Annotated in this window: 27 protein-coding genes; 9 read left to right on the top strand and 18 right to left on the bottom strand. The window is 52.4% G+C overall.

From position 1 onward, the window contains the following. Positions 1–251: 251 nt before the first annotated feature. The 11 genes from A6395_RS12250 to A6395_RS12200 form a co-directional block, all read right to left on the bottom strand. Complete coding sequence (locus A6395_RS12250; RefSeq protein ID WP_071399229.1) at positions 252–458, bottom strand: cation transporter; 207 nt, start codon at positions 456–458, stop codon at positions 252–254. Further along, on the bottom strand, positions 455–2,566 hold the full coding sequence (locus tag A6395_RS12245; RefSeq protein ID WP_071399228.1) for a heavy metal translocating P-type ATPase: 2,112 nt from the start codon (positions 2,564–2,566) through the stop codon (positions 455–457). Before A6395_RS12245 ends, A6395_RS12250 begins: the two co-directional genes overlap by 4 nt. Before the next feature lie 12 nt (positions 2,567–2,578). After that, positions 2,579–2,881, bottom strand: coding sequence for a metal-sensitive transcriptional regulator (locus A6395_RS12240; RefSeq protein WP_070327854.1), 303 nt, complete (start codon positions 2,879–2,881; stop codon positions 2,579–2,581). A gap of 96 nt (positions 2,882–2,977) precedes the next feature. Continuing rightward, complete coding sequence (locus A6395_RS12235) at positions 2,978–4,522, bottom strand: long-chain-fatty-acid--CoA ligase (protein ID WP_071399227.1); 1,545 nt, start codon at positions 4,520–4,522, stop codon at positions 2,978–2,980. A 103-nt stretch (positions 4,523–4,625) separates the two neighbouring features. After that, positions 4,626–5,099 (bottom strand): PTS sugar transporter subunit IIA, encoded by a 474-nt coding sequence (locus A6395_RS12230; protein WP_233589623.1) that lies wholly within the window; start codon positions 5,097–5,099, stop codon positions 4,626–4,628. 155 nt (positions 5,100–5,254) lie between these two features. Continuing rightward, on the bottom strand, positions 5,255–6,244 hold the full coding sequence (gene lplA, locus A6395_RS12225) for a lipoate--protein ligase (RefSeq protein ID WP_071399225.1): 990 nt from the start codon (positions 6,242–6,244) through the stop codon (positions 5,255–5,257). 71 nt (positions 6,245–6,315) lie between these two features. Then, positions 6,316–7,203, bottom strand: coding sequence for a Cof-type HAD-IIB family hydrolase (locus A6395_RS12220; RefSeq protein WP_251139037.1), 888 nt, complete (start codon positions 7,201–7,203; stop codon positions 6,316–6,318). Positions 7,204–7,293: 90 nt separating this feature from the next. Next, positions 7,294–8,679 (bottom strand): protoporphyrinogen oxidase, encoded by a 1,386-nt coding sequence (hemG, locus tag A6395_RS12215; protein ID WP_071399223.1) that lies wholly within the window; start codon positions 8,677–8,679, stop codon positions 7,294–7,296. Beyond that, positions 8,672–9,601, bottom strand: a complete 930-nt coding sequence (gene hemH, locus A6395_RS12210) for a ferrochelatase (RefSeq protein ID WP_070327860.1) — start codon at positions 9,599–9,601, stop codon at positions 8,672–8,674. The genes hemG and hemH overlap by 8 nt, the downstream gene beginning before the upstream one ends. Beyond that, positions 9,598–10,647, bottom strand: coding sequence for a uroporphyrinogen decarboxylase (hemE, locus tag A6395_RS12205; protein ID WP_070327861.1), 1,050 nt, complete (start codon positions 10,645–10,647; stop codon positions 9,598–9,600). The genes hemH and hemE overlap by 4 nt, the downstream gene beginning before the upstream one ends. Positions 10,648–10,763: 116 nt before the next feature. Then, positions 10,764–11,069, bottom strand: coding sequence for a MerR family transcriptional regulator (locus tag A6395_RS12200; protein WP_071399222.1), 306 nt, complete (start codon positions 11,067–11,069; stop codon positions 10,764–10,766). Positions 11,070–11,197: 128 nt separating this feature from the next. On the opposite strand from A6395_RS12200, the gene A6395_RS12195 reads away from it, so the two are divergent. Further along, the gene (locus A6395_RS12195) at positions 11,198–12,496 is read left to right on the top strand and encodes an ammonium transporter (protein WP_071399221.1); all 1,299 of its coding nucleotides are present in this window, start codon (positions 11,198–11,200) and stop codon (positions 12,494–12,496) included. A 44-nt stretch (positions 12,497–12,540) separates the two neighbouring features. Here the strand turns inward: A6395_RS12195 and A6395_RS12190 are convergent, their stop codons facing one another. Further along, positions 12,541–13,671, bottom strand: coding sequence for an ABC transporter permease (locus A6395_RS12190; protein ID WP_084813060.1), 1,131 nt, complete (start codon positions 13,669–13,671; stop codon positions 12,541–12,543). Further along, complete coding sequence (locus A6395_RS12185) at positions 13,668–14,405, bottom strand: ABC transporter ATP-binding protein (protein ID WP_071399219.1); 738 nt, start codon at positions 14,403–14,405, stop codon at positions 13,668–13,670. The genes A6395_RS12190 and A6395_RS12185 overlap by 4 nt, the downstream gene beginning before the upstream one ends. Positions 14,406–14,573: 168 nt before the next feature. Between A6395_RS12185 and A6395_RS12180 the strand changes: the two genes are divergently transcribed. Further along, entirely contained in the window at positions 14,574–14,828 is a 255-nt protein-coding gene (locus tag A6395_RS12180; RefSeq protein ID WP_070327866.1) for a GlsB/YeaQ/YmgE family stress response membrane protein, read from the top strand. Between the two features lie 50 nt (positions 14,829–14,878). Here A6395_RS12180 and A6395_RS12175 read toward each other — a convergent pair whose 3' ends face one another. After that, positions 14,879–15,931 carry a hypothetical protein gene (locus tag A6395_RS12175; RefSeq protein ID WP_071399218.1) on the bottom strand — a complete coding sequence of 351 codons (1,053 nt, stop codon included), beginning with the start codon at positions 15,929–15,931 and terminating at the stop codon, positions 14,879–14,881. 132 nt (positions 15,932–16,063) lie between these two features. On the opposite strand from A6395_RS12175, the gene A6395_RS12170 reads away from it, so the two are divergent. Further along, complete coding sequence (locus A6395_RS12170) at positions 16,064–16,492, top strand: HIT family protein (RefSeq protein ID WP_071399217.1); 429 nt, start codon at positions 16,064–16,066, stop codon at positions 16,490–16,492. 52 nt (positions 16,493–16,544) lie between these two features. Here the strand turns inward: A6395_RS12170 and A6395_RS12165 are convergent, their stop codons facing one another. Next, a complete protein-coding gene (locus A6395_RS12165) occupies positions 16,545–16,880 on the bottom strand; it encodes a hypothetical protein (RefSeq protein ID WP_071399216.1) in 336 nt (111 codons plus the stop codon). Between the two features lie 168 nt (positions 16,881–17,048). Here A6395_RS12165 and A6395_RS12160 point away from each other — a divergent pair, with 168 nt between their 5' ends. After that, a complete protein-coding gene (locus A6395_RS12160; RefSeq protein ID WP_233589624.1) occupies positions 17,049–17,405 on the top strand; it encodes a hypothetical protein in 357 nt (118 codons plus the stop codon). A 60-nt stretch (positions 17,406–17,465) separates the two neighbouring features. Continuing rightward, positions 17,466–18,029: an HTH-type transcriptional regulator Hpr gene (locus tag A6395_RS12155; protein ID WP_071399215.1), complete on the top strand. Its 564-nt coding sequence runs from the start codon at positions 17,466–17,468 to the stop codon at positions 18,027–18,029. Here A6395_RS12155 and A6395_RS12150 read toward each other — a convergent pair. After that, positions 18,016–18,351: a DUF1878 family protein gene (locus A6395_RS12150; protein WP_071399214.1), complete on the bottom strand. Its 336-nt coding sequence runs from the start codon at positions 18,349–18,351 to the stop codon at positions 18,016–18,018. The two genes, A6395_RS12155 and A6395_RS12150, sit on opposite strands and share 14 nt — an antisense overlap. Positions 18,352–18,502: 151 nt before the next feature. Between A6395_RS12150 and A6395_RS12145 the strand changes: the two genes are divergently transcribed. Further along, positions 18,503–19,501: a peptidylprolyl isomerase gene (locus A6395_RS12145; protein ID WP_071399213.1), complete on the top strand. Its 999-nt coding sequence runs from the start codon at positions 18,503–18,505 to the stop codon at positions 19,499–19,501. A 37-nt stretch (positions 19,502–19,538) separates the two neighbouring features. On the opposite strand, the gene A6395_RS12140 is transcribed toward A6395_RS12145, so the two are convergent. Next, on the bottom strand, positions 19,539–20,498 hold the full coding sequence (locus A6395_RS12140) for an HD domain-containing protein (protein ID WP_071399212.1): 960 nt from the start codon (positions 20,496–20,498) through the stop codon (positions 19,539–19,541). An 83-nt stretch (positions 20,499–20,581) separates the two neighbouring features. Here A6395_RS12140 and A6395_RS12135 point away from each other — a divergent pair, with 83 nt between their 5' ends. Genes A6395_RS12135 through A6395_RS12125 form a run of 3 tightly spaced genes read left to right on the top strand, consistent with a single transcriptional unit; the run spans position 20,582 to position 22,904 of the window. Next, positions 20,582–21,493: a magnesium transporter CorA family protein gene (locus A6395_RS12135; protein ID WP_071399236.1), complete on the top strand. Its 912-nt coding sequence runs from the start codon at positions 20,582–20,584 to the stop codon at positions 21,491–21,493. 60 nt (positions 21,494–21,553) lie between these two features. Further along, on the top strand, positions 21,554–22,645 hold the full coding sequence (gene dinB / locus A6395_RS12130) for a DNA polymerase IV (protein ID WP_233589626.1): 1,092 nt from the start codon (positions 21,554–21,556) through the stop codon (positions 22,643–22,645). Positions 22,646–22,691: 46 nt separating this feature from the next. Then, positions 22,692–22,904, top strand: a complete 213-nt coding sequence (locus A6395_RS12125) for a YhzD family protein (RefSeq protein ID WP_233589627.1) — start codon at positions 22,692–22,694, stop codon at positions 22,902–22,904. Between the two features lie 31 nt (positions 22,905–22,935). Here the strand turns inward: A6395_RS12125 and A6395_RS12120 are convergent, their stop codons facing one another. Beyond that, on the bottom strand, positions 22,936–23,412 hold the full coding sequence (locus A6395_RS12120; protein ID WP_071399209.1) for a hypothetical protein: 477 nt from the start codon (positions 23,410–23,412) through the stop codon (positions 22,936–22,938). Positions 23,413–23,446: the final 34 nt, after the last annotated feature.

Below are 23,446 nucleotides of genomic sequence, written 5' to 3'. Positions count from 1 at the left end.
CCGTCAATCGCGTAAGTTAACGAAAAAAAAGAAGGGTTTCCCCTCCTCACCGTGTCGGCCGTGTCCGCAATTGTTGAGCGAGGAAGGCCGTCCCCCCGCTAAGTAACGCCAACACACCGCTGATCATGACGAGTTCCATCGTAACCCCACCTTCCCGTTGATACCGATTCTCATTATCATCTATACTATATCATAGTTTCTAGCATGAGAACATCACAAAAAAATCCCGCCTCACAGGCGGGATTCGGTCGTTATGCGTTGACGTCGTAACCTTGTTCTTCGATAGCTTCGATCATCGCTTTGACGGAAATCGTATCGTTATGGATGACATCGACCCGGTGATCTTGCAACGAGACGATGGCCGACTCGACGCCTTCTAACTCGGTCAAAGCCCCTTCAACCGCTGCCTTGCAATGGTTACATGTCATACCTTCTACTTTCAAGACTGTCTCATTCATTTTTGATGTCCTCCTTGTTTTTTTAATCGCAGTGCGTTCAATACGACCGAAACCGAACTGAACGCCATCGCCGCCCCGGCAATCCATGGAGCGAGCAAACCGGCCGCGGCAATCGGTATACCAAAGCTATTATAGGCGAGTGCCCAAAACAGGTTTTGACGGATGTTTCGCATCGTGAGTGCACTCATCTCGATCGCCCGATCCACGCCTCCGATGTCTCGACCCATGATCGTCACGTCCGCCGCTTCTAAAGCGACGTCCGTCCCGCTGCCAAAGGCGATACCGACGTCCGCGACGGCGAGCGCAGGCGCATCGTTCATCCCGTCACCGACCATGGCAACGCGGCCACGCTGTTTCAGTGCCTCGATGTGATCTGCCTTCTCGACGGGCAACACTTCGGCAATAACATTCGCTTCAGCGATGCCTAGTTCACGCGCCACGTCGAGCGCGACTTCTTTTCGGTCCCCCGTCAAAACGTACACTTGTCTCGTCGTCGCAAGTCGTTGCACGACGGCGCGGCTACCTTCCTTCAACCGGTCTTGAAGACCGAACGCCGCCACGACTTCAGATTCACTCGCCACGTAAACCGGCGTCATCGCTTGCATGTCCCAATCAGGCAGAGCGAATCCGACCTCGCGCATCATTCGACTTGAACCGATAAGAAGCTCTTTCCCATCGACGACCGCTTTCAATCCTCGGCCCGATAACTCTTCGACCCGTTCTACGTGCCCGACGCCGGCGCCACGACCGATCGCTTCCGCAAGTGGATGCGTCGACTGACGCTCGGCCATGACCGCCCGTTGTAAGAACGACTCGTCACCGAACGTCGCCACGACTTCAGGCGTCCCGTTCGTGAGCGTTCCCGTCTTATCGAACACGACGATATCGACACCGTTCAATGATTCGAGTTGACCGCCCCCTTTAAAGAGGACGCCTTGTTCAGCCGCACGGCCGGTCCCGACCATGATCGAGGTCGGGGTCGCAAGTCCGAGCGCACACGGACAAGCGATGACGAGGACGGCGATCGAAGACCGAATCGCCATATCGAGATCATTAAACCCGAACAACCAAACGACGAACGTGACGGCACTGATGGCGACGACAATCGGCACGAACACGCCGGAGATTCGGTCGGCCTGTCGTTGAATTGGCGCTTTGTCCGTTTGCGCCTGTTCGACGACACGGACGATTTGCGCAAGCATCGTCTCGCTACCGACACGCTCTGCCGCCATCAAGAAGCGATGCGATCGATTGATCGTTCCACCGACGACATCAAAACCGACACCTTTTTCCGACGGGATCGATTCTCCGGTCAACATCGATTCATCGATGACCGTTTCACCTTCAATGATCTTACCGTCGACCGGCACTTTCTCACCTGGACGGACGACGATCACGTCGCCGACGTTGACGAGGTCGATCGCCACCGACCGTTCTTCCCCGTCGACGAGTAAGATTGCTTCTTTCGCCTGCAATGACAGAAGCGATTTGAGCGCATCTGTCGTTTTTTCTTTCGCCCGTGCCTCCAACCATTTCCCGAGCAATACGAGCGTGATCAACACAGCGCTCGTCTCGAAGTAAAGGGACGGATTCATCGGATGGATGAGCATTTCGAACACGGAATAGAAGTAGGCGGCGGACGTCCCCGTCGCGACGAGGACGTCCATATTGGCCGCCCCGCTCTTCAGGCTCTTATACGCCCCTTGATAAAACTGGGCCCCGATCCAAAACTGGACCGGTGTCGCGAGCGCGAATTGCCACCACGGGTTCATGAGCCAATCGGCATGGAACATTAACCCAGGGATATGGGTAATCATGACGAGTAAGAGCGGCGCCGAAAGAAGCGCCGAAATGAGCACTTTCCGTTCTAGTGGGCGGAGGTCATGTTTCGGTGTAAGCTCGACTTTCCGTTCCGCCCCGTAGCCGATCTTCTCGATTCGGGCGATCAGCTCCTCTTCGGTGATGCCGTCCTCGACGCGAATTGTCGCCGTCTCGAGCGGCAAGTTGACGGTCGCCTCGACCCCGTCCATCTTATTCAACACTTTCTCGATTCGGGCCGAGCATGCGGCGCATGTCATTCCTTGAATCGACAGTTCGACGGTCTTCATACGGGCACCTCCTTACTTTTTAATGCGGCTGACAATTGTCATCAATTCATCAATGTATGGATCCATGTCTTCCGTTTCACTCGCATGGACCAAGCATTTGCGCATATGACGTTCAAGCAGCTGCATCTCGACTTGCTTTAACGCGGCTTGAATAGCCGACGTCTGCGTCAAGATATCGACGCAATATCGGTCGCTCTCGACCATCTTTTGAATCCCACGGACTTGTCCTTCGATCCGGCGCAGCCGTTTACTGAGCGCAACTCGCTCGGCGTCTTCGCGTGGGACGAGCGGTTGTTCGTGCAAGAATTCATCCATTGTTATCACCTCACGTCTAATATACCCCTACCCCGTAACGGTGTCAAACGTACGAAATAAAAAAAGAGCGACAATTATGTGTCGCCCTTGCTTGATTCAGTTGCGTTGAAACGCCTCGCTTTTCAAAACGGTCCGCAAAATCTTACCAGTCGTATTTCGCGGTAACTCATCGATGATCTCGATGTGGCTCGGCTGTTTATACTTGGCAAGTTTCGTTGCCGCGAACGCGCGGATCTCGTCGACCGAAAGTTCATCGCGGGTGACGATGAACGCCTTCACCGCTTCACCTTGCTCGGCATCCGGCACGCCGATGACGGCAGCCTCGACGATGCCCGGGTGTTGGTATAACACTTCTTCGACTTCTCGCGGGTAGACGTTATAACCACCGACGATGACCATGTCCTTTTTCCGGTCGACGATGTAAAAATATCCGTCCTCGTCACGTTTCGCCAAGTCGCCCGTATAGAGCCATCCGTCCCGAAGCGTCATCGACGTCTCCTCAGGCAGTTTGTAATAGCCTTTCATGACGTTCGGACCGCGGACGATCAGTTCCCCGACTTCGCCGACGCCGACTTCTTCACCGAGCTCGTCGACGATTTTATTCTCGACGTGGACGATCGACGGACCGATCGATCCCGCTTTCCGTTCTCCGTGGAGCGGGTTGAAACAAGTGACCGGCGATGCCTCTGACAAGCCATACCCTTCAAGGATCTTACACTCAAACTTTTGTTCAAACGATTCGAGCAGTTGGACCGGTAAGCTCGCCCCGCCCGAGACGAAGACGCGGACGTGCTTGAGCGCCGACGCGTAAGCCGGTACTTTCAGCGCCGTTTGCAACAAGAAGTTGTACATCGTCGGCACACCGGCAAAAATGCTGACCTGGTGCTTCGGAATGAGATCGAATACGTCTTGCGGCGAGAACTTCGGTAAGATAATGATCGTCGCCCCGCGCAGGAGCGGTGCGTTGACGATGACTGTCAAACAGAAGACGTGGAACATCGGCAGCGCCGCGAGTGCCTTATCGTCCGGTGTGATCTCGAGATATTCTCCGATCGAGTGCGCGTTCGAGAACAAGTTGAGGTGGGTCAACAGCGCCCCCTTCGGCTTACCTGTCGTCCCGCTCGTATATAAGATGACGGCGACGTCTTGTTCATCGACCTCGACTAGCGCCGTCACGCCCGAGGCGAACGCTTTTGAAAACGCCATAAATTCGATATCCCCTGTGCGCTCGATTGCGGGCACATCCGCATACGGTACCGAGATGACAAGTTTCAACTGCGGCAAGTTCGTGAGCGCCGTTTCGGCTTGCGCGACGAGCGGCGACAAGGCGACGATCGCTTTCACGTCTCCATCGAGTAAAATATAAGCCATCTCGTCCGGCGTATATGTAGGGTTGATCGGAATGACGATTCCCCCTCGCGCGAGGACCGCAAAATAAGAAATCAAGAACGCCGGGCTATTCCCGAGGACGAGCGCGACGTGGTCCCCTCTGTCGATCCCCTTCTGTTCAAGCGTCGATGCCATCGCTTGGACTTGTCCGAAAAACTGCTCGTAGCTGACCGTGTCCTCCCCGAACACGTAGGCCGCCTTATTTGGATGCGCGGCCACAACCCCTTGTAACGCTGTTACTAAGTTTGCCATAGTAATCCCCCTTTAGAAATGAATGACGATTCACTCTTGAGCCGTAAAAAAGAGCACGGCAACCGCGCCCTTTTTCAGTTATCTCTATTGTACATGAAACGCCTCATGAAGAAAACGCTTTCAAATCCATCGTCTGCAAATGATACAACCCAGTCCGACTTTGCACATGTACGAGCGCTTGCAGCGACTCGTCATCCATGAGCAGATCGTCGATCAACTTATGGAACGTCTGCTTCTTCTCGTCAGTCGTCGCTGTGATGATAAAGATCATTTCTGCACAGACCAATTCTCCGGCGATCGTCCGCATGTCGAACGGACGGTTCAAGTGGAGCAGCGTGATGCCATCGCGCTTTGAGATCCGGTTCGGCACGTCGATGACAGCGACCGGGATGGCGACGTCCGTCACTCCGGACGGGATCGTGTGCTCCTGCTCGATGATGACTTGCGCGAACGTATCATCGACAATCCCTTTTCCTTCTAGCTCGAGACCAATCGCGAGCACGGCTCGCTCGAACGTCGGTTGATCGGTCACCCACATCCAATTCGTGTCCATCCATTCTGTGATGAAACGGCACATCTTCATTCCTCCTATTGGCTCATCTCCATTAAAGAAAACGCTTGCACTGATTATGATACGCCTTCCCACAACGACTCGCAATGCTACACACAAGGTTTCACGAAAACGCCAAAAAGGATGGTCTCTGAAACAGACCATCCTCCTGCAAAATCGCCTCAGCTAATGAGATCGACCAGTTCTTCTAAGTCGACGTTACCGAAATAATGCTTGACGTCGAGGTGTGACAATTGTTCCCGAATCGCGGCTCGTTCGAATCGCGTCCCGACGAGTGCTTGCTCGACGTCGTGGATATCACCGACGCCGAAGAAGTCGCCGTAGATTTTCGCTTCTGTGATCGTCCCTTTATTGACGTTCAAACGAACGTCAATCGTGCCGATCGGGAAGCGACGCTTCGATTCGACGTCGAACTTCGGTGACTTCCCGAAGTTCCAGTCCCAGTTCGCGTAGCGTTCTTTCGAGATATCTTGAACGATTTCCCAGTCCTCGTCACGGAGCACGTAACGTTCCGGGTCTTGACCATCATAGATCGAATGGAGAAGGGCCTCGACGAACCGGTCCATCTCCATCTCTTCCTCTAAAAATTCCGTAATGTTGGCGACCCGGCTCCGGACCGACTTGATGCCTTTTGAGCGCATCTTCTCTTCCGAGACGTTGAGCGAGTTGACGACTTCCTCGATGTTCGAGTTGAACATGAGCGTCCCGTGGCTGAACATGCGACCGCGCGTCGTGAATTGAGCGTTCCCGCTGATTTTCCGTTCGCCGACTTGAATATCGTTACGACCGGTCAATTCCGCTTCGACACCGAGTTGTTTGAGCGCATCGACGATCGGCTGTGTGAACTTCTTGTAGTTGTTGAACGAATTGCCGTCATCTTTCGTGATGAAGCTGAAGTTCAAGTTGCCTTCGTCGTGATAGACGGCACCGCCTCCAGACAAGCGACGGACGACGTCGATCCCGTTCTCTTCGATATACTTCAAGTTGACTTCTTCTGACGTGTTCTGGTTTTTCCCGATGATGATCGACGGGCCGTTAATATAGAACAAGAAGTAGTCCTCGTGCTCGACGTTCAAATGTTTGAGGATATACTCCTCGACCGCCAAGTTGAGTTTCGGGTCCCGGATGTCCGGGTTAAAGATAAATTTCACAGTCGGTTTCCTCCTAATCGGATGTTCGTTAGTTGTATTATACGAGACGAATCATCCACTCTACAACCTGTTTACTTCCATTCACCGCTCATGATGCGTTTCAACGCGTTCGCGACGCCGTACTCGTCATGACGTTCCGTGACATGGTGGCTGATCGCGATCAAGTCGTCGTGACTGTTGCCCATCGCGATCGCTTTGCCGGCGACTTCAAACATCGGCACGTCGTTCAAGTTGTCACCGATGACGACGACTTCTGACAAATCGACACCGAAGTGCTCAGCGAGCTTCTTGACGCCGTGACCTTTGTCGGCCCCGTTCGCCATCACTTCGATGTTGTCGTTCCCTGATGACGTGACGTATACCCCGTCGACACGCTCATCGATTTCAGTCCATAGTGATGACATCTTCTCAAAATGACTTGAGAACGCGATGAATTTATAGACGCGTCCAGCCTCGTTTTTGATGAAGTCCTCGATATCCTCGACGAGACGGACGTCTTCGTTGACGTAATAACGCTTCCGGAAGAACTCATACATCTCGAGCGACCGGTCGTCACCATTTTGCTTCAAGTTCTCCATCGTCGCATCGATCAAATCGAGGCGACTTGCGACAAGTCCCGCTTCCGAATACATCTCGTAGAAAATGTCCGAATACTTATGGTCTTGATGAAGCACCGACACGACTTCGAGCGCTTCTTCTACCGTCAAATCGATTTCATGGAGCACTTCTCCCGTTTCGGTCAAGACGCGGCCTCCGTTTGACGAGACGATCGGGCATGTGAGACCGGCCTCATCGAGAATCTCTTTCGCGTTGAAGTAATTGCGTCCCGTCGCAATCGCAAAGCGAATCCCTTGTTCTTCGGCGGCGCGGACGATTTCAGCCGTCTCCGGTGCGATTTTTGTGTGGTTGTGCAGAATCGTGCCATCCATATCGGATACGAACAGTTTATACGTTGTCATCAACATCCACTCCCTCTTTTTCTCTTTCGCTTCTAACTATAACAAAAAGAGAGGCCGACGGAAAAATCCGACACCTCTCTTCACAAATCCTTAACCAAGTTCTGCTAACTGTTTGATCTGCTCGTGGACGCTCTTAATACAATCCGGCATGCCGATCCCGTCGTAGGCGATCCCCGCGAGCAGCACGCCCGGATAAACTCGGCTCATCTCGGCCCGAAGCGCTCGCACCCGGTCGGCGTGGAAGACCGCGTACGGCGGCAATCCGTCCCGCAGCCGGCTGACGACCGCCTGGAGCGGTGCGGCTTTGATGTTCATCAAACCGCCCAAGTCATGGAGCGCCGTCGCCACGATGTCCTCATCCGGTGCATCGACGATCTCGTCAGCACCAGGACGGCCGAGGAAGACACGGAGAACATGATAGCCGTCCGGCACGGCGTGTGGCCATTTTTGATCGATGAACGTACACGCCGTGATCATCACGTCCGCTTCTTGGCTCGTGACGAAGCCCGTACCGACGAACGGGAGCTCGATGTCCGTCTCTTTAAAGACGAGTGAGCACGTCGCGGTCGCATGCGGCTTCATATCGGCCAAGAAATCACTGTCGACTTTCGGTAAGAACTGACGAATGAGACGCGGCGGGACCGTCAGTACGAGACGCTCTGAATCCATATCGCCACGATTCGTGAGCAGACGATAGCCTGTCTCCATCTCCTCGACTTGTTCGACCGAACAGTTCAAGATGACCTCTGTCCGCTCAAGCCGTTCCGCGAGACGGTCCGTCAGCGACTTCAAACCTCGCCGGAGCGAAGCGAACTGTCCGACTTTCTTTGCGCCGACTTCAGCGACACGCTGTTCGGGACGAAGATGGCGCATCCCTTCATATAGATTACCGTACTTCTTCTCACCTTCGATAAACTGCGGGAACGTCGACAGCGCACTCATCTTGTCGATATCGCCGGCATAAATACCCGACAATAGCGGCTCGATCAATCGGTCGACAATCGGATCCCCGACCCGTTCTCGAAGATAGAGGCCAAGTGAGACGTCCGTCTCTGGGGGAATGATGTCTGGGGGCGACAACAGCATGGTCCGCAATGCCGCGTGCTCGTCTTCTGACAAGAGCGACGTCTGCTTGAACGCGTCGACGTCGAGCGGGATGCCCATCACCGTCTGTTTCGGGATCGGATGTAACCCGTCATGATGCAAGACGTACGCTTGTCCGACCCCGTTCCGGACGAGCTCGTCCCCGAGACCGACGTCATGGATCAACTCGGTCATCGCCGTCTTCCTGAACACGTAAGAGTCAGGACCGCGCTCGACCGCGAATTCGCCGGTCTCAAACGTATCGATTTTTCCGCCCACCCGGTCATTCGCCTCTAACAGCGTGATCGACACGTCTTCCGGCAAATAACGCTCGGCATAAAAAGCGGCGGTGAGACCTGTGATCCCACCACCGACAATCGTCAAATTACGCATGATGCACGATCACGCTTTCCATCCGATCTGCGACGGCTTCGATGAAGCTCCGCTCTGCGTTTGGCATATTTGGACGTGCATAGTGAACGCCAAGGCGGTCACAAACGACTTTACATTCCACGTCGTTGTCGAAGAGCACTTCAAGGTGGTCAGCGACAAAACCGACCGGCGTATAGACGAACGCCTCGTAGCCATGTTTTTCGTGAAGTTCAGCCGTCAAATCTTGGACGTCCGGCCCGATCCAAGGATCCGGCGTGTTGCCTTCAGACTGCCAACCGACCTCATAGTTGATGACACCAGCAGCTTGCGCGATCTTATCTGCCGTCTCTTTCAACTGATCCGGGTACGGGTCGCCACCGGCCAAAATCTTCTCTGGCAAGCTATGCGCCGACACGATCAAGCATGCCTTCTCAGCTGGGACCGGCAAGTTCGCGAACGTCTCTTTGATCGCTTCAGCCCACCAATTGATAAATTTCGGCTCATCGTACCACGACTCGACCGAACGGATCTCGATGTCGTATTTCGCCGCTTCTTCATGGGCGCGTCCGTTGTAAGACTTGACGCTATATGACGAATAATGTGGCGCAAGAACGACTGAGACCGCTTCTTTAATGCCGTCGTTCGCCATTTGCGCGACCGCATCCTCGACGAACGGTTCGATATGCTTGAGACCGATATATAATTTGAAGTCGATTTCACCAGCGTGACGCTCGTTCAAAATGTCTCGAAGCGTCTCTGCTTGGTCGATTGTGATCTTCGCGAGCGGAGATACGCCCCCGATCGCCTCATAGCGTTCCGTCAAATCTTGGAGCGCTTCCGGTGCCGGCTTGCGTCCGTAACGAATGTGCGTATAATATCGTTCAATGTCTTCCGGTTTATATGGTGTTCCATAAGCCATTACGAGTAATCCGACTGTTTTCATGATGATTTGCCTCCCATTTTTTCACGTGAATAGTCATGGATAAATGCTGTCAATTTGACGAGTACGGCCGGGTCGACTTCTGGGAACACCCCATGTCCCAAGTTGAAGACGTAGCCCGGTTGTTTCATTCCTTCATCGAGGATTTCTTTCACTTTCTCCTCGATGACCGGCCATGGTGCAAGCAAGAACGACGGGTCCAAGTTTCCTTGCACCGCTTTCGTAATGCCGCGATCGCGCGCTTCTTGAACCGACAAGCGCCAGTCGAGCCCGACGACGTCGATTGGCTGATCTTGCCATTCTTCTACAAGATGGCTCGCTCCGACACCGTGCATGATGAGCGGGATGTCGAGTGTGCGCAATTCAGTGAAGATGCGCTCAGTCGTCGGTTTAATGTAACGGACATAATCTTTGCGGCTGAGCGTCCCGACCCATGAATCGAACAATTGGAACGCTTGGATACCGGCCTCGGCTTGTGCTTTGGCGTACGTGATGACCATGTCTCCAAGTTTGTCCATGAGCGCGTTCCAAACGTCCGGCTCAGCGTACATGAGTGCTTTCGTCCGATGATAGCTTTTCGATGGACCGCCTTCAATCATATAGCTCGCAAGCGTGAACGGTGCTCCCGAGAATCCGATGAGCGGAACTTCAAGACGCTCTCGAAGCAAACGGATCGTCTCGAGCACGTACGAAATGTCGTCGACATTCAGCGGTTTTAAGCGCTCGACGTCCTCCATCGTCCGATACGGATTATCGATGACCGGGCCAATCCCGCTCTTAATTTCTACGTTGACGCCCATCGACGGGAGTGGCGTCATAATATCTTTGTACAGAATGGCCGCGTCGACTCCGAGTTGCTTGACCGGGAGTTCCGTCACGTAGGCGCATAGTTCTGAATCGTGTGTGATTTCGAACAACGTCCTCGTTTTCTTGATCTCACGATATTCTGGTTGGTAGCGTCCGGCTTGGCGCATATACCAGACCGGCACATAGTCTGTCGCCTCTCCTCGAAACGCCTTCAAAATAGTATCGTTCATACGTCGCGTCATTCCCCTCTATAATTCTCCTACACTCTTCTTCTATAGGTATGTGAACTCAAAAACATTATACAGAAATTAATTAGAATAATGCTAATGTGAAGCATTTTCATTGTGTTTTCATTGTGTCATTTCTTTGTCGGATACGTACGGAACGCCGAATTGAGCTGACCCCGGATCAATTCATCACGCTGTCTCGTCGATAGACGTTTTTCGCGCTCTTTAATGTCTTGAATCCGCCATCCGTCCTCAAGCTTTGACGCCACGTCGATCAACCGCTCGACGTCATGGAAAGAATATTTACGCGAGCCTCCCTTTGTCCGCTCCGGGAAGACGAGTCCTTTCGCCTCATAATAGCGCACTTGTCGTTCAGAAAGCCCGGTCAGTTCGGTAATGACGCCCATTCCAATCACTTTCTTCGACTTGTAGTCCATCGTCCGCCATCTCCCTTCTCAAAAAAACTATGTCAGATAATCTGACAAATTGCAATCCAACCCGTTCATTTCGTCTTAAACTGAAACCAACTTTTGAAATCACACTTGCTAAAAGGAGGAATCGCAACATGGAAGAAATTATGTATTATATGGACACGCTGTTCGTACTCATCGCCGCACTGCTCGTCTTGACGATGCAACTTGGTTTCGGCTTACTCGAGACCGGGACGCTCCGGGCTAAAAACGCCGGGCATGTCGCTGTCAAACAAATCATCAGCCTCTCTGTGGCGGCACTCGCCTTTTGGGCCGTCGGGTTCGGCCTCTCATTCGGGGATGGTACCCGCTGGTTCGGGACTGAAGGATTCTTTTTGAACGGATCGTTCACGAGCCTCGACTGGGCCAACGTCTCGCTCGACATTAAATTCTTGTTCCAATTGTCATTCGTCGCCGTTGCGCTCGCAATCGCTTGGGGCGGATTTGCGGAACGGGCTAAACTGTCGGCTTACGTCTTATTCGGTATCTTCTTCGTCGCCATTCTCTATCCGATCGTCGCTCGCTCGGTTTGGGCGGGTGGACTCCTCGGCTCAATGGGGATGCAAGACTTCGCAGGCTCAGCCGTCGTCCATCTTCAAGGTGGGATGGCTGCCCTCATGGCGACGATCATCTTGAAACCACGACGGAAAACAGAATCACTCGCCGGTCATAACCACGTCTTGACGGTCGTCGGCGGACTCGTCCTTTGGCTCTGTTGGTTCGGATTCAACGCGGGATCGACGATGTCGGTCGCTGACGGATTCTTCGGTTATGTCGCACTTACGACGATGCTCGCTACGGCTGCCGGTGCGCTCGGCGCGCTCGCCATCGTCATGATCCACAAGAAGACGGCCGATATCCCTTCAGTCGTCAACGGTGTCCTCGGTGCGCTCGTCGCCATCACAGCCGCTTGTGCCTTTGTAGAACCATGGGCCGCTGTCGTCATCGGCGCTCTCGCTTCCATCGCAACATACGGCACGAGCATCCTCATGGCGAAGTATATCGATGACCCACTCTGTGCCTTCTCAGTCCACGGTGTCGCTGGCATCATCGGAACACTCGCACTCGGGTTCTTCGCATCACCGCGTCTCGTCGAGATCACCGGCATCGGTTCGGCCGGCCTCTTCTACGGTGGCGGCTTGTCACAACTCGGCGTCCAGGCGCTTGGTGTCTTGATCGCAATGGTCATCGCCGGAGGCGGAAGCTACGCCTTCTTAAAACTACTCGACATGACGATCGGTCTCCGTGTCACTGAGGAGCAAGAAGACGTCGGACTCGATATCGCCGAGCACGGTGTATCGGCGTACGGTGAAATCGATGCGGAAACTGACACTCCGGCTCGTCTGCCGAAGATTCTCGGCTCGAGCGTGTCGGTCATGTCACCAAAAAAATAACAGCAGTCAAAGGGACACCCTCCACGCGGAAGGGTGTCCCTTATTCATTTCAACCGCCCTAAATAGTAACGGATGACAAGATAGCCGAGCACGACTCCCGCGACCGCGTCAACTCTAGCACCGAACGCGACCGACCCGAGCGTCAGGAGGACCAACTGACCAATCAGTAAGCGGTTCATCCACCATTTGTAACCCGCCAACCGTTCAAGACGCGTGATTGGCAACCATGAAGCGATCGACATCGTATCGAGCCGTTTGAAGAGCGGCACGAGTTGGAGTGCGGTCAAACCGACGAACAGCGGGACGACCAAGCCGACATACCAGCCACCCGACAACCACATGACGATGAACGCCACGACAGAAAGGCGGAACACGAGGTCGAGCGAGTCTTTCGAACGGATGACGCGTAAGCCATAGACATAACGCGCGGCATCCGCGCGTCTGAGCACCGAACGCTCGAGCGCTCGCACGATGACACTTCTCTCCTTCACTTCTTCCCGCATCGCCGGCAAGTCGACGAACCAACTGATGACACGGTCGAACTGCGCCTTGCTCTTCTGCTCGAGCGTGAGCCAATCAAGGAGCGGGATGCGGTCGTGTCGTCTTAGATGAAGCAAGACAAGCGCGACAAGCGCCGGCACCGGCGTCAATAACGGGACACCGAAAATCATGATGACTCCACTCGCGAGCGCACTGAAGAGCACCACGTTTGAGACCAATTCGAGCTTTGCGAGGCGACCCGCTGCCGAAAGCAACACGCTCGCTGCGACGATGGCGCCTACTTCTGCCGGCGTGAGCGCTTGCGTCCGGACGATGAGCGGCAAGACGACGAGCATGGCGACGAGCGCCCGAACGCTCGCAAACACGACGTTGAACAGACGGACCCCGTTCATATACGAACGGATATCACCGAGCTCTGGCAACAAAAACACTTGGTCCGCTTCTTGAAGCAACGTCCGCGGCCGATGCCCGAGTGGCAAGAGCAAAAACACGAGCGCGACGACCCATTCGCTCGGAAACGCCGGGTCGAGTTCGTTTAAAAATTGATTGTAGACGAACCCTCCGTAAATGAGCGTGAAGTAGAGCGTGAACAAGAGACCCCCGTTCGCCACATAGCGGCTATACTTCACGACTTCTTCCATCCAACCATTAAACCGAGCGTTAAACACCCTCATTGCGCCCGCTCCTCGGCCTCGATCGCCTCGACATAAATGTCATCGAGCGTCGCGTCAGGACGGAGCGCATATTTTTCACGCAACTGCGCTGCCGTACCGGTCGCGATCACGACTCCTTGATGGAGAAACACGAACCGGTCACAGTGACGTTCCGCCGTCTCGAGGATATGCGTCGACATGAGAATCGCACAATCTTGTTTATACTCATCAAATAGGCGGAGCAGTTGACGTATCGCGAGCGGATCGAGACCGACGAACGGTTCGTCGACGATCAAGAGCGGCGTCTTCGTCACGAGCGCGCTCAGAATCATCGCTTTTTGGCGCATCCCTTTCGAGAAGACGGATGGGAACCAGTCCAACTGTTTCTCCATACGCATGTCGCGGGCCAATCGTTCCGTCCGCATCTCGAGGTCACGGCTGTCGATCTCGTACGCTTTCCCCATCAACAACAAATGTTCACGTAACGTCAACGTGTCATACAAAATCGGTGTCTCAGGTATATAACTTATTTTCTTACGATAATTTTTTTCGGATGATTGCAACGTTTCTCCGTCGACTTCGACTGATCCCGAAATCGGTTCAAGCAATCCTAAAATATGTTTGATCGTCGTCGATTTCCCGGCACCGTTTAGCCCTATCAGCCCAACGAGCTCACCTTTTTTTACTTCAAACGAAACATCATGTAGCACTTGTTTACCTATATAACCGCCGTTCAAGTGTTCGACGTGTAACATGAAAACTCCACCCCTTATTTTCAACTTTTTTTTGTGATATATGTTTTAAAAATTGTCACATGGGAATATTCTCTACTGTAAGGCATTTTAAAAACTTATTCATCACTTCCATTGTTCCATAAAATTGTTATTGAGAACAATGGACAAAACAGAGAGGAGAATGTTTGCATGGGTTTTATTCTTTATTTGATCGTCGGAGGTATCATCGGTTGGTTAGCAGGTCTTATTTTAGGTAAAGACGTACCAGGTGGCGTTATCGGTAACATCATCGCTGGTATCATTGGTGCTTGGCTTGGTGGATTGATCTTCCCTGATTTCGGACCAATCATCGCTGACATCGCGATTATTCCAGCACTTCTTGGTGCGATTATCTTGATCTTGATCGTATCGTTCGTTATGAAATCAATGAACAAAAAGCGCTAATCCAGTGCTACAAAAACGGGACCCTCGACACGAGGGTCCCGTTTTTCCGTTCAACTTAACAGTAAATACATCGCCCCGTCGCGTTCGATGAAGCGTTTATCCGTTTCTAAACCGAGCAACGTGAAAATCGATTCGAACAGCGAGCGATCGTAACGCCACTCGATCCCAAGCTCTGTCTCGATTCGTTCATTCGGTTCACCGAGGAGGGCGACCATATCGTCCGTCCGTTTGTCCAAATCGATGTCAATTTGGTTCACTTTCTTTTTAACAAATGTCACATCCATGCCGTCATACCGCCACACGTCGCCGTCCCGTTCAAGCGGTTCACCGAGCTGTTCGACGACCGCCTTCTCCCGCTTGTTCATAACCGACTCAATCGTTTCAAGCGAATGCCCGGTCCTCGCCTCGACTTCAATCTCGATCAGCTCGACCCGCTCGATATCGAACTGACCGGCGATCGTCTCGTTCGCTTCGGGCTGTAGCGCGAAAGCGAGCTGTTCCTCCCGAACGAGCGTCACCGTCTCCGTTCGCGTGACGGTCTCCCCGTTCACGACCGCGACGGCTTTGACGTCGTACCGGCCTGGCATCCGCTCGACCGTCAAGCTGTCGCCCGCCACATCAATCCGGCCTACTTGTGTCCCATCGACCCATATGTTCGTCAACGGCACGTCTGACGTCGCAACGAACGTTTGCGGTAACAGCTCAATCCGATAATCCGCAAAACCGAACCGGCCGTCTCCCGTATCAAGCAAGCGGAACAACCCGACTGACTCCATACCTTGACGTTCATCGGCGCGGTCCGCCGCCACCTCAGAGATCGCCTCACCTCGAATCGATTTCTCTTCGTTCAGCCAACGCATGAACCGGAGTGCCTCAGCGCGCGTAAGCGGCTCAGTCTCATATTCAACCGTCTGCTCAAAGAAAGCGACGTCTTCTGTCAACAGAGCCTCTTTGAATCGAACGTGGATTTGCGCGTTCGCCTCCGCCGGCTTATAGCCCCATATATAGATTGCCCCCGTCGCTAAGACGAGCAAAACGGCTAGGACGATGACGAGGCGAATCTTGCGCTGCCTTGTCGTCTTCTTCGATCGTTCATACGCCATTCTCTCCACTCCTATCACTTTCTCTTGTCCTTCTATTGTAGGATGACGTGAGAACGAGGACAATCATTCTTTCGCCTGAACTTCCGTGTTATGATGAAATCGATCAGTCATTTCATGAATGGAGGAAATACGATGCATACCGATGCCAATTGTATCTTTTGTAAAATCGTCAACAACGACATCCCTTCTTACAAAGTGTACGAAGATGATGACGTCGTCGCTTTTCTCGACATTTCCCAAGTGACGAAAGGCCATACCCTCGTCATCCCGAAACATCATGCCAAAAACATTTACGAACTTCCGAGCGACGTCGCAAGTGACGTCTTTAAAGCAGTCCCGGGAATCGCGAGCGCGATTCAACGCGAAACGGGCGCGATCGGGATGAACGTCCTCTCGAACGCCGAACAAATCGCCGGTCAGACAGTGTACCATTTCCATATTCACTTGCTCCCGCGATACGGCCACGAAGACGGCTTCGACGCGAAATGGGAAACCCATAACGATGCGTACACGCCAGAAGAAATGAGCTCGCTCGCGGCTCAAATCAAACAACGTGTTTGAACGAAACAAGCGGACCAGACTCCTCCGAGAGCCTGGTCCGTTTTCTTGTGTGTCATGACGAGTTGATCGAATTGAAGTGCCGCTTCCGCTCTTCTTCAATTTGTGCCCGTTCTATTTGCAATTTGATCGCATGCTCATACAGTTGCTGACGAGATTTGACAGACTCCGCTTGTTCGAACTCTTTTCTTAATTCATTTAGACGGGTGTCGATTTCAAAAAGTCGCTTTTCAAGCAAAGTTTGTTTACGCGTCTGTTCGTTCTGTTCTGACGCTTCGTATCCCGCCTCGAGTGCTTCCATTATTTTATGTGCCCAAGGGTCATCTCCCAGTTGTTTCGCCGCGTTGTACAAGTCTAGCATGTCATCGAACCAACGCTTTTGCTTGTCCACTGGAGGTCACCTTCCTTTGACCTCATTTTAAAATAAAATGATTTTTCGGTCAAAATTGAATGTTCTGAAAAATTTTATTTGAGATATAGGTTTTTAATCTCTCTTTTTTGGTAAAATAATATGAAAAGAATGTATTCTAGCATTATCGTGCTTGAGGAGGGGAATGTATTGTCGAGTCACAATCGTCGCGAGTGGGTTGCTTTTGGCTTTGTCGTAGCGTTTTTAGGCGTAGCGACAGTGAAAAAGATTGCTCGTGGAACAGCCAACGATGCCGCATCGAATCAGCATCGGGCGTCTACAATCACTACGTTGAAAGAACAATTCCAAAAAGTTGCCAAAGATGCTTCACAAGTGGTGGCGGCTGGTAAGTTACAAGGCAAAGAATTGACGGATCAAGTGAAAGCCGAGGTCGAACGCTATCAACAAGACATTCAGCCTTCAATCGAGCAGATCCAAGGAAACCTAAACGAGCTTTCAAACGTACAGTCAGATATGACCGAAGCGAAAGCGAAGAAGACCGACTGACCGGTCTTTAGGCATCGTCCGTCGTTTTAGTCACTTTGTATCCGGAAAGGATGAATTGAGATGGAACATGAAAAAGAATTCTCTGGCCCTGAGGCCATGCTCTATAGCCATAAAATCATTCAGCTCAGTAAAGCATTGTGGAAGACGGTCGAAAAAGACTGGCAGAACTGGATCAAGCCTTTCGATTTGAACATAAACGAGCATCATATTTTATGGATCGCCCACGCGCTCGGTGGCGCCTCAATCTCTGAGATTGCGAAATATGGCGTGATGCACGTATCGACCGCGTTCAACTTTTCGAAAAAATTAGAAGATCGTGGTCTCCTCACGTTCTCTAAAAAAGAAACGGACAAACGTAATACTTATGTACAGTTGACACCTGAAGGCGAAGCGCTCTTGCTCGAAACGATTCATGCGTTCGATCCTGAAGAGAACGGTGTGTTCCGTGCCTCGCTCCCGTTACAGGAGTTATATGGGAAGTTCCCAGACTTGACGGACATCACGGCCATCGTCCGCCGCCTTTACGGCGATAACTTTATGGACATCTTCGCTGAAACATCAAAAATGATTTCTGAAGAGGCCGGACGTCGTCCCGAGGATGACGAAGTGACTAAAGAAGCTTGACGTGTGCATACAGGGGCTCTGTAACTTCGAGAGCAATCCCTTGTTTGACGCACGCCGCCAAGGTGACTCCAGGGTCTAACGACGGATGCAACATCCCTACGAAACTGACGAGCAAAGGCTCTACGGACGACAAGCCGTAACGCCTTTGCTCGTTTTGTTGATGGCGAATCTCGTCGAGCAAGCGATAGAAGTCCGCAACTTCTTCTTTCGTCAAGTTTGCTTTGATGACTTCATATTCAAATGGCCGGCTCGACCAATCGACTAGTCCGAGCAACAGCTCCACCTGAAAAGACAACTGATTAACTTTCTCTTCTAACGACACGTTTCCCACCCCATCATTTCACATTCTCTTTCATCATTATACGATACGTTTCTGTGCTATGATACTACACAGGTAACCGAACAGCTGTCATCATTAACAAAATGTGGTATAGTCGAACATAGAAACTTATAGATTTTTAGGGGTGGAATATATGTCAAACGGAATGACGAATGAACCAAACAAACAAAACAAAAAGTTTTCAACTGGTGCCCTTGTCGGCGCATCGGCAATCGCGCTTCTCATCGGTGCAGGTGGAACGTACGCTGCAACGAGCGGCGGATCTTCTGACAACTCAACTGTTGTCTCTTTCGAAGGTGGCGAAATCACGCGCGGTGAAATCGCGAACATGAGCTACGACCGTATGGTCCCACAACTCGCTTTCCAAGAAACGATGAACGCACTTCTCGAAAAAGAGTATGGCGACAAAGTCGAGCAAGAAAAAGTCGACGAAGAGTTCAGCAAGACGGAAGAGCAGTTCAACTCGAAAGAAGAGTTCGAACAAGCGATCCAACAGGCTGGCATGACAGACACGGATGAGTTCAAAGAGGCGCTCCGCGGCCAGATGCTCGTCGATGCTGCGAAGTCTGAACTCGTCGACGTGACGGACGAAGAAATTGAAGCTCAATTCGCCAAAGAGAACGTTGAAGTCAAGGCGAGCCACATCCTCGTCGAGACGGAAGAAGAAGCGCAAGCGATCATCAAAGAAATCAACGATGGCGCTGATTTCGCAGACGTCGCGAAAGAAAAATCGACAGACGGTTCTGGTGAAAAAGGCGGTGACCTCGGTTACTTCTCACTCGGCGCCATGGTTCCTGAATTCGAAAACTACGCGTTCCAAGAAGATGTCGTCGGTAAAGTCTCAGAGCCGATCCAATCACAATACGGATTCCACGTCATCAAAGTCGTTGACCGTAAAGAGAAAGATCTCAAACTCGAAGATGAGAAAGACCGCATCCGTGAAGAAGTGGCAACTGAAAAGGCAGCTTCAGTCGACGCCAACAAAATCTACGCTGAGTTGATTGAAAAATACAACGTTGACGTGAAAGACGCGAAAGCCTCAACACAGTTCGACGCAGTAAAAGACGCACTCAAAGCGGAAGAAGAAGGAACGTCAGAAGAAGCACCGGCCGAAGAGTCGACAGAACAATAAGCAACAGGCAGGCGTCCCGCGGGATGCCTGCCTTTTCTTATAATTTCGGTTTGTAAAACGCCCGGTTATCAAGCGCCATGACCCGTTCTGTGAACGTTCCTGGCTCAACACCTTCGAACGCCTTATCGAACATGTTCATCCGAGCATCGATGTTGTCGATGAAGAACAGCATCTCCGCTTCCGGAAGTTGCGGCGCGTTTGCCGAGCCCCACTCCGGCTTCCCGTGATGACTCAAGACGAGATGTTGTAACAACGTCGTGACTTCGCGGTCGGTCCCGAGCTCGCGGGCTACGACTTCAATCTCGGACGACATGAGCGACAAGTGACCGAGCAGCTTGCCTTCGAGCGTATATTCCGGAGTGATCGCGTCCGACAGCTCGATGACTTTCGCCAAATCGTGCAAGACGACACCTGAGACGAGCAAGTCACGGTTCAACTGTGGATACAAGTCACACATCGTTCCAGCAAGCTTGAGCATCGACATGACATGGAACGCGAGACCTGAATAGACCGCATGATGATGACGCACCGCCGCCGGATACGTGAAATACGTCTCTTCGTTTCGGTCGACAATCGTCGTCACGAGTTCCCGCATACCCTCGTGACTGATTGCGTCGATATACGCCCGGATCGTCGTCTCGAGCTCCGACCTCGGAATCGGCGCAGAGCGGACGTACGGGGCGATGTCCGTCTCCCCTTCGATAATCGAGATCTGCTTCAGTTTGAGTTGCGTCCGGCCCCGATAGTCCATGACTTCTCCTGAGGCGTGGACAATCTTTTTCGTCCCGTACTTCTCTGTATCGGCGCTATCCCACACCTTCGTCTCGATTTCGCCGCTCTCATCGCATAAAACGAGCGTCAGATAAGGCTTCCCGTTCCCGGCGAGCCCTCGATATGATTGTTTGATCATTACATATTGGTTTAACGTGTCGCCCACTTTGAGCTGACCGATTTTAGTCGTCAATGAAAGCACCTCTCTTCTTGTCAGTACTTCCATCTTAACGAAAGTTCGCCTTAGATGCCAACTTTCTCAGTAAACCGGGAATACTTGAGGAGAGAAGAAAATTGGGGGAATACAAGATGAACTGGACTTGGTACACACGACCTGAGGAAATCGTACACGTTGACGACTACTATATGGAAGCATACACGTATTGGCTCGAACAACTGACAACGGCCAAAGTGACGAAAATCATCGTCGAGCAGGACTACATGTACGGTTCGCTTACGCTCGACTATGAGCAGCTCGAACGCGAACCGCAGAAAATCGGTCATTACTTCGTGACGCGTGACTTTTTATGGACGATCGGGTTTGATGATCTGTATTGCGATAGCGTCGCAGCGAAACAATATGACACACCGATTGAAGCGTTCTATGACCTGCTCGCCGAAAAGATGGATTATTATTTCCACGGGATCGATGAATACGAGGAACGTCTGATGATGGCACAGCGTCAAATGAGCGGTCAAGTTCCGCCTGAGTTCATGAACGAAATATTTGGGCTGCGGAGCGAGATTGAACGCTGGTCAGATACCGTCGTCCCGTACCGCGAGCTACTGATGGCGGGACGAGAGGCGTTCCTCGACATAGAGTTGAATGAGCTGAAGTCTTATCGCCTTGCTGAGTACCGTGTCGACCGGCTGTTGACGTTGATCGAACACTACCAAGGCGATGTCATCGCCTTGACCGACCTCGCCTCGACGCTGTCAAATTTCCGTGGCAACGAGATCATGAAGGCGTTGACCGTCTTCACGGCGCTGACGACACCGGTCGTCGCCTTCGGTGCCGTCTGGGGCATGAACTTTAAACAGATGCCAGAACTCGAATGGCCGCTCGGCTATCTATTCGCTTGGGTCATGATTGTTCTCTTCACGGGCTTAGTTTACGCTTGGTTAAAACAAAAAAATTGGATTGGTTCTCTGTTACAATTCCCGAATCAAATCCGTAACCAAAAACAAATGGAAAAACAGAGGAAGAGAACAAAACAGTAAAAAAACGAACAAAAGTTCGCTATAATGAAAGGAGTCGATTGAAACAGAAAGGAGATGCCGATGGAACGTTTAATCATACATGTCGATATGGATGCGTTCTATGCATCCGTCGAACAACGAGACCGCCCTCATTTGCGAAATAAGCCCGTCGTCGTCGGTGGCGCCCCCCACAGCCGTGGAGTGGTCGCCACCTGTTCGTATGAGGCGAGGAAATACGGCGTGCATAGCGCCATGTCGTCACGCCGGGCGTTCGCCCTGTGCCCGCAAGCGACGTTCGTCAAGCCGCGCTTTCAGGCGTATCGGCAAGTGAGCCAAGACGTGATGGAGATCTTCAAGTCCGTGACGCCATTTGTCGAGCCGCTATCGCTCGATGAAGCGTACCTCGACGTCACCGAGAACTCACTCATGAGCACGTCGGCTCCTTACGTGGCGCGCTACATTCTCGGTGAGATCAAACGCCGGACCGGACTGACCGCTTCCGCCGGAGTCGCTCCGTCCAAGTTCGTCGCCAAAATCGCCTCCGGGTTCGACAAACCGAACGGCCTCACTATCGTCGCCGCGGACGAAGTCGAGTCGTTCCTCGCCCCGCTGTCAATCACGGCGATGCACGGTGTCGGGAAAGTGACTGCTCAAATCCTCTTCAAACATGGCTTTGAAACGATTGCCGACATCCAGCAATCGCGACCTGAACAGTTGAAGGCCATCCTCGGCCATGACCGTGGTGTCCAGTTATACGAACTCGCACACGGACGTGACAGCCGTCCCGTCGTCCCGACCCGTGAACGCAAGTCGATCGGCTCGGAGACGACGTTCGCCTTTGACCTCGACGACCCGGAGGAAGTGTATGAGCGCGTCATCCCTGAGATCGAAGACGTGTTGCAGCAGCTCGACCGCCGTGAATTGAGTTGTCAAACCGTGACGATCAAAATCAAAACGAGCGAGTTTCAAGCACGCAGTCACCAGATCAAGCTGAACCATCCGACCCATGACCATGATGAGATCAAACGGCTTTCCCGACGCTTGTTCGACGAGATGTCAATCAACGAGCCGGTCCGTCTAATCGGCATGACCGTCTCCGATTTGATTCCCCGAACGGAGACGGCCCGTCAGCTCACGTTCGACGAACTAACGAAACCATCGCTTGAAGAATGAATGGTGATTCAGTACAATGGAAAGAAAGGGGGGGATCCGTTTGAACATGTACACAGTCACTGCGTTCGAGAATGACGGCACGATTTTACTTAATGATTCATTCGAGGCAACGAACGACGAAGAAGGAAAAGCGACAGGGCTAGCGATGCTCCATGAGGCCGGTCACGACCATAAAGGAGCGCGCATCGTCCGCCAAGGGCAACTCATCTATTTCGAACGGTGCAAACTTCCTGGAAAACTAAAAGGCACGGCCTCATAACAGAAGCGCCCCGGGAACCCGAGGCGCTTGTTTATTCGCTATATTTAGTCTCCCATTGTTCGCGCCACGTCCAATAATCGGGATGTAGCTCTTCCGACGTTTTGCCGTCTAGCGAATACGAACTGCCGACGAGCGGCTCGGCCGAATCCGGGAACGACGTACCGCCGATGATTTCACCGTCCACCATCATCACAAAGACGTTCGCCTGACCGAGCGGATGGTTGCGGACGATAAAATGCTCTTGCCGAATGTTGCGTCCGATGTATTCATCCGGAGGCGTCGTCTGGACTTCCCACGTACTACGAGTCAGCAGCTCAAGCAAATCCGATTTCTCAAAGCTCGACGTCCGATTCCCTTTATAAGAGACGAGCTCATAACCTTGCTCTTCTAAATACGCTTCGGCCATTTTGGCGTCCGCCCCTAGCGTCGGCTCCGGCTTCCCACTCGCATCTGAACAGGCCGCGAGCAAGACGACCGCCAACAAGATGCCGATTCGTTTCCACATCATCTGTCCACCTCATCAGTTCATTGTTGATAACTTA

The organism is Exiguobacterium sp. SH31 (genome assembly GCF_001816105.1).
GTDB classification, from domain to species: Bacteria; Bacillota; Bacilli; order Exiguobacteriales; family Exiguobacteriaceae; genus Exiguobacterium; species Exiguobacterium aurantiacum_A.
The sequence above is the reverse complement of the archived record's forward strand: the minus strand, read 5'-3'. Positions and strand labels throughout refer to the sequence as shown.

Bases quoted from the DNA above. Each gene is read 5' to 3' on its own strand.
- A6395_RS12250 (WP_071399229.1), bottom strand. From the start codon at position 458: ATGAATGAGACAGTCTTGAAAGTAGAAGGTATGACATGTAACCATTGC.
- A6395_RS12245 (WP_071399228.1), bottom strand. From the start codon at position 2,566: ATGAAGACCGTCGAACTGTCGATTCAAGGAATGACATGCGCCGCATGC.
- A6395_RS12240 (WP_070327854.1), bottom strand. From the start codon at position 2,881: ATGGATGAATTCTTGCACGAACAACCGCTCGTCCCACGCGAAGACGCC.
- A6395_RS12235 (WP_071399227.1), bottom strand. From the start codon at position 4,522: ATGGCAAACTTAGTAACAGCGTTACAAGGGGTTGTGGCCGCGCATCCA.
- A6395_RS12230 (WP_233589623.1), bottom strand. From the start codon at position 5,099: ATGTGCCGTTTCATCACAGAATGGATGGACACGAATTGGATGTGGGTG.
- A6395_RS12220 (WP_251139037.1), bottom strand. From the start codon at position 7,203: ATGACAACGTATAAACTGTTCGTATCCGATATGGATGGCACGATTCTG.
- hemG (WP_071399223.1), bottom strand. From the start codon at position 8,679: ATGCGTAATTTGACGATTGTCGGTGGTGGGATCACAGGTCTCACCGCC.
- hemH (WP_070327860.1), bottom strand. From the start codon at position 9,601: ATGAAAACAGTCGGATTACTCGTAATGGCTTATGGAACACCATATAAA.
- hemE (WP_070327861.1), bottom strand. From the start codon at position 10,647: ATGACGCGACGTATGAACGATACTATTTTGAAGGCGTTTCGAGGAGAG.
- A6395_RS12200 (WP_071399222.1), bottom strand. From the start codon at position 11,069: ATGGACTACAAGTCGAAGAAAGTGATTGGAATGGGCGTCATTACCGAA.
- A6395_RS12195 (WP_071399221.1), top strand. From the start codon at position 11,198: ATGGAAGAAATTATGTATTATATGGACACGCTGTTCGTACTCATCGCC.
- A6395_RS12190 (WP_084813060.1), bottom strand. From the start codon at position 13,671: ATGAGGGTGTTTAACGCTCGGTTTAATGGTTGGATGGAAGAAGTCGTG.
- A6395_RS12185 (WP_071399219.1), bottom strand. From the start codon at position 14,405: ATGTTACACGTCGAACACTTGAACGGCGGTTATATAGGTAAACAAGTG.
- A6395_RS12180 (WP_070327866.1), top strand. From the start codon at position 14,574: ATGGGTTTTATTCTTTATTTGATCGTCGGAGGTATCATCGGTTGGTTA.
- A6395_RS12175 (WP_071399218.1), bottom strand. From the start codon at position 15,931: ATGGCGTATGAACGATCGAAGAAGACGACAAGGCAGCGCAAGATTCGC.
- A6395_RS12170 (WP_071399217.1), top strand. From the start codon at position 16,064: ATGCATACCGATGCCAATTGTATCTTTTGTAAAATCGTCAACAACGAC.
- A6395_RS12155 (WP_071399215.1), top strand. From the start codon at position 17,466: ATGGAACATGAAAAAGAATTCTCTGGCCCTGAGGCCATGCTCTATAGC.
- A6395_RS12145 (WP_071399213.1), top strand. From the start codon at position 18,503: ATGTCAAACGGAATGACGAATGAACCAAACAAACAAAACAAAAAGTTT.
- A6395_RS12140 (WP_071399212.1), bottom strand. From the start codon at position 20,498: ATGGAAGTACTGACAAGAAGAGAGGTGCTTTCATTGACGACTAAAATC.
- A6395_RS12135 (WP_071399236.1), top strand. From the start codon at position 20,582: ATGAACTGGACTTGGTACACACGACCTGAGGAAATCGTACACGTTGAC.
- dinB (WP_233589626.1), top strand. From the start codon at position 21,554: ATGGAACGTTTAATCATACATGTCGATATGGATGCGTTCTATGCATCC.
- A6395_RS12125 (WP_233589627.1), top strand. From the start codon at position 22,692: ATGTACACAGTCACTGCGTTCGAGAATGACGGCACGATTTTACTTAAT.
- A6395_RS12120 (WP_071399209.1), bottom strand. From the start codon at position 23,412: ATGATGTGGAAACGAATCGGCATCTTGTTGGCGGTCGTCTTGCTCGCG.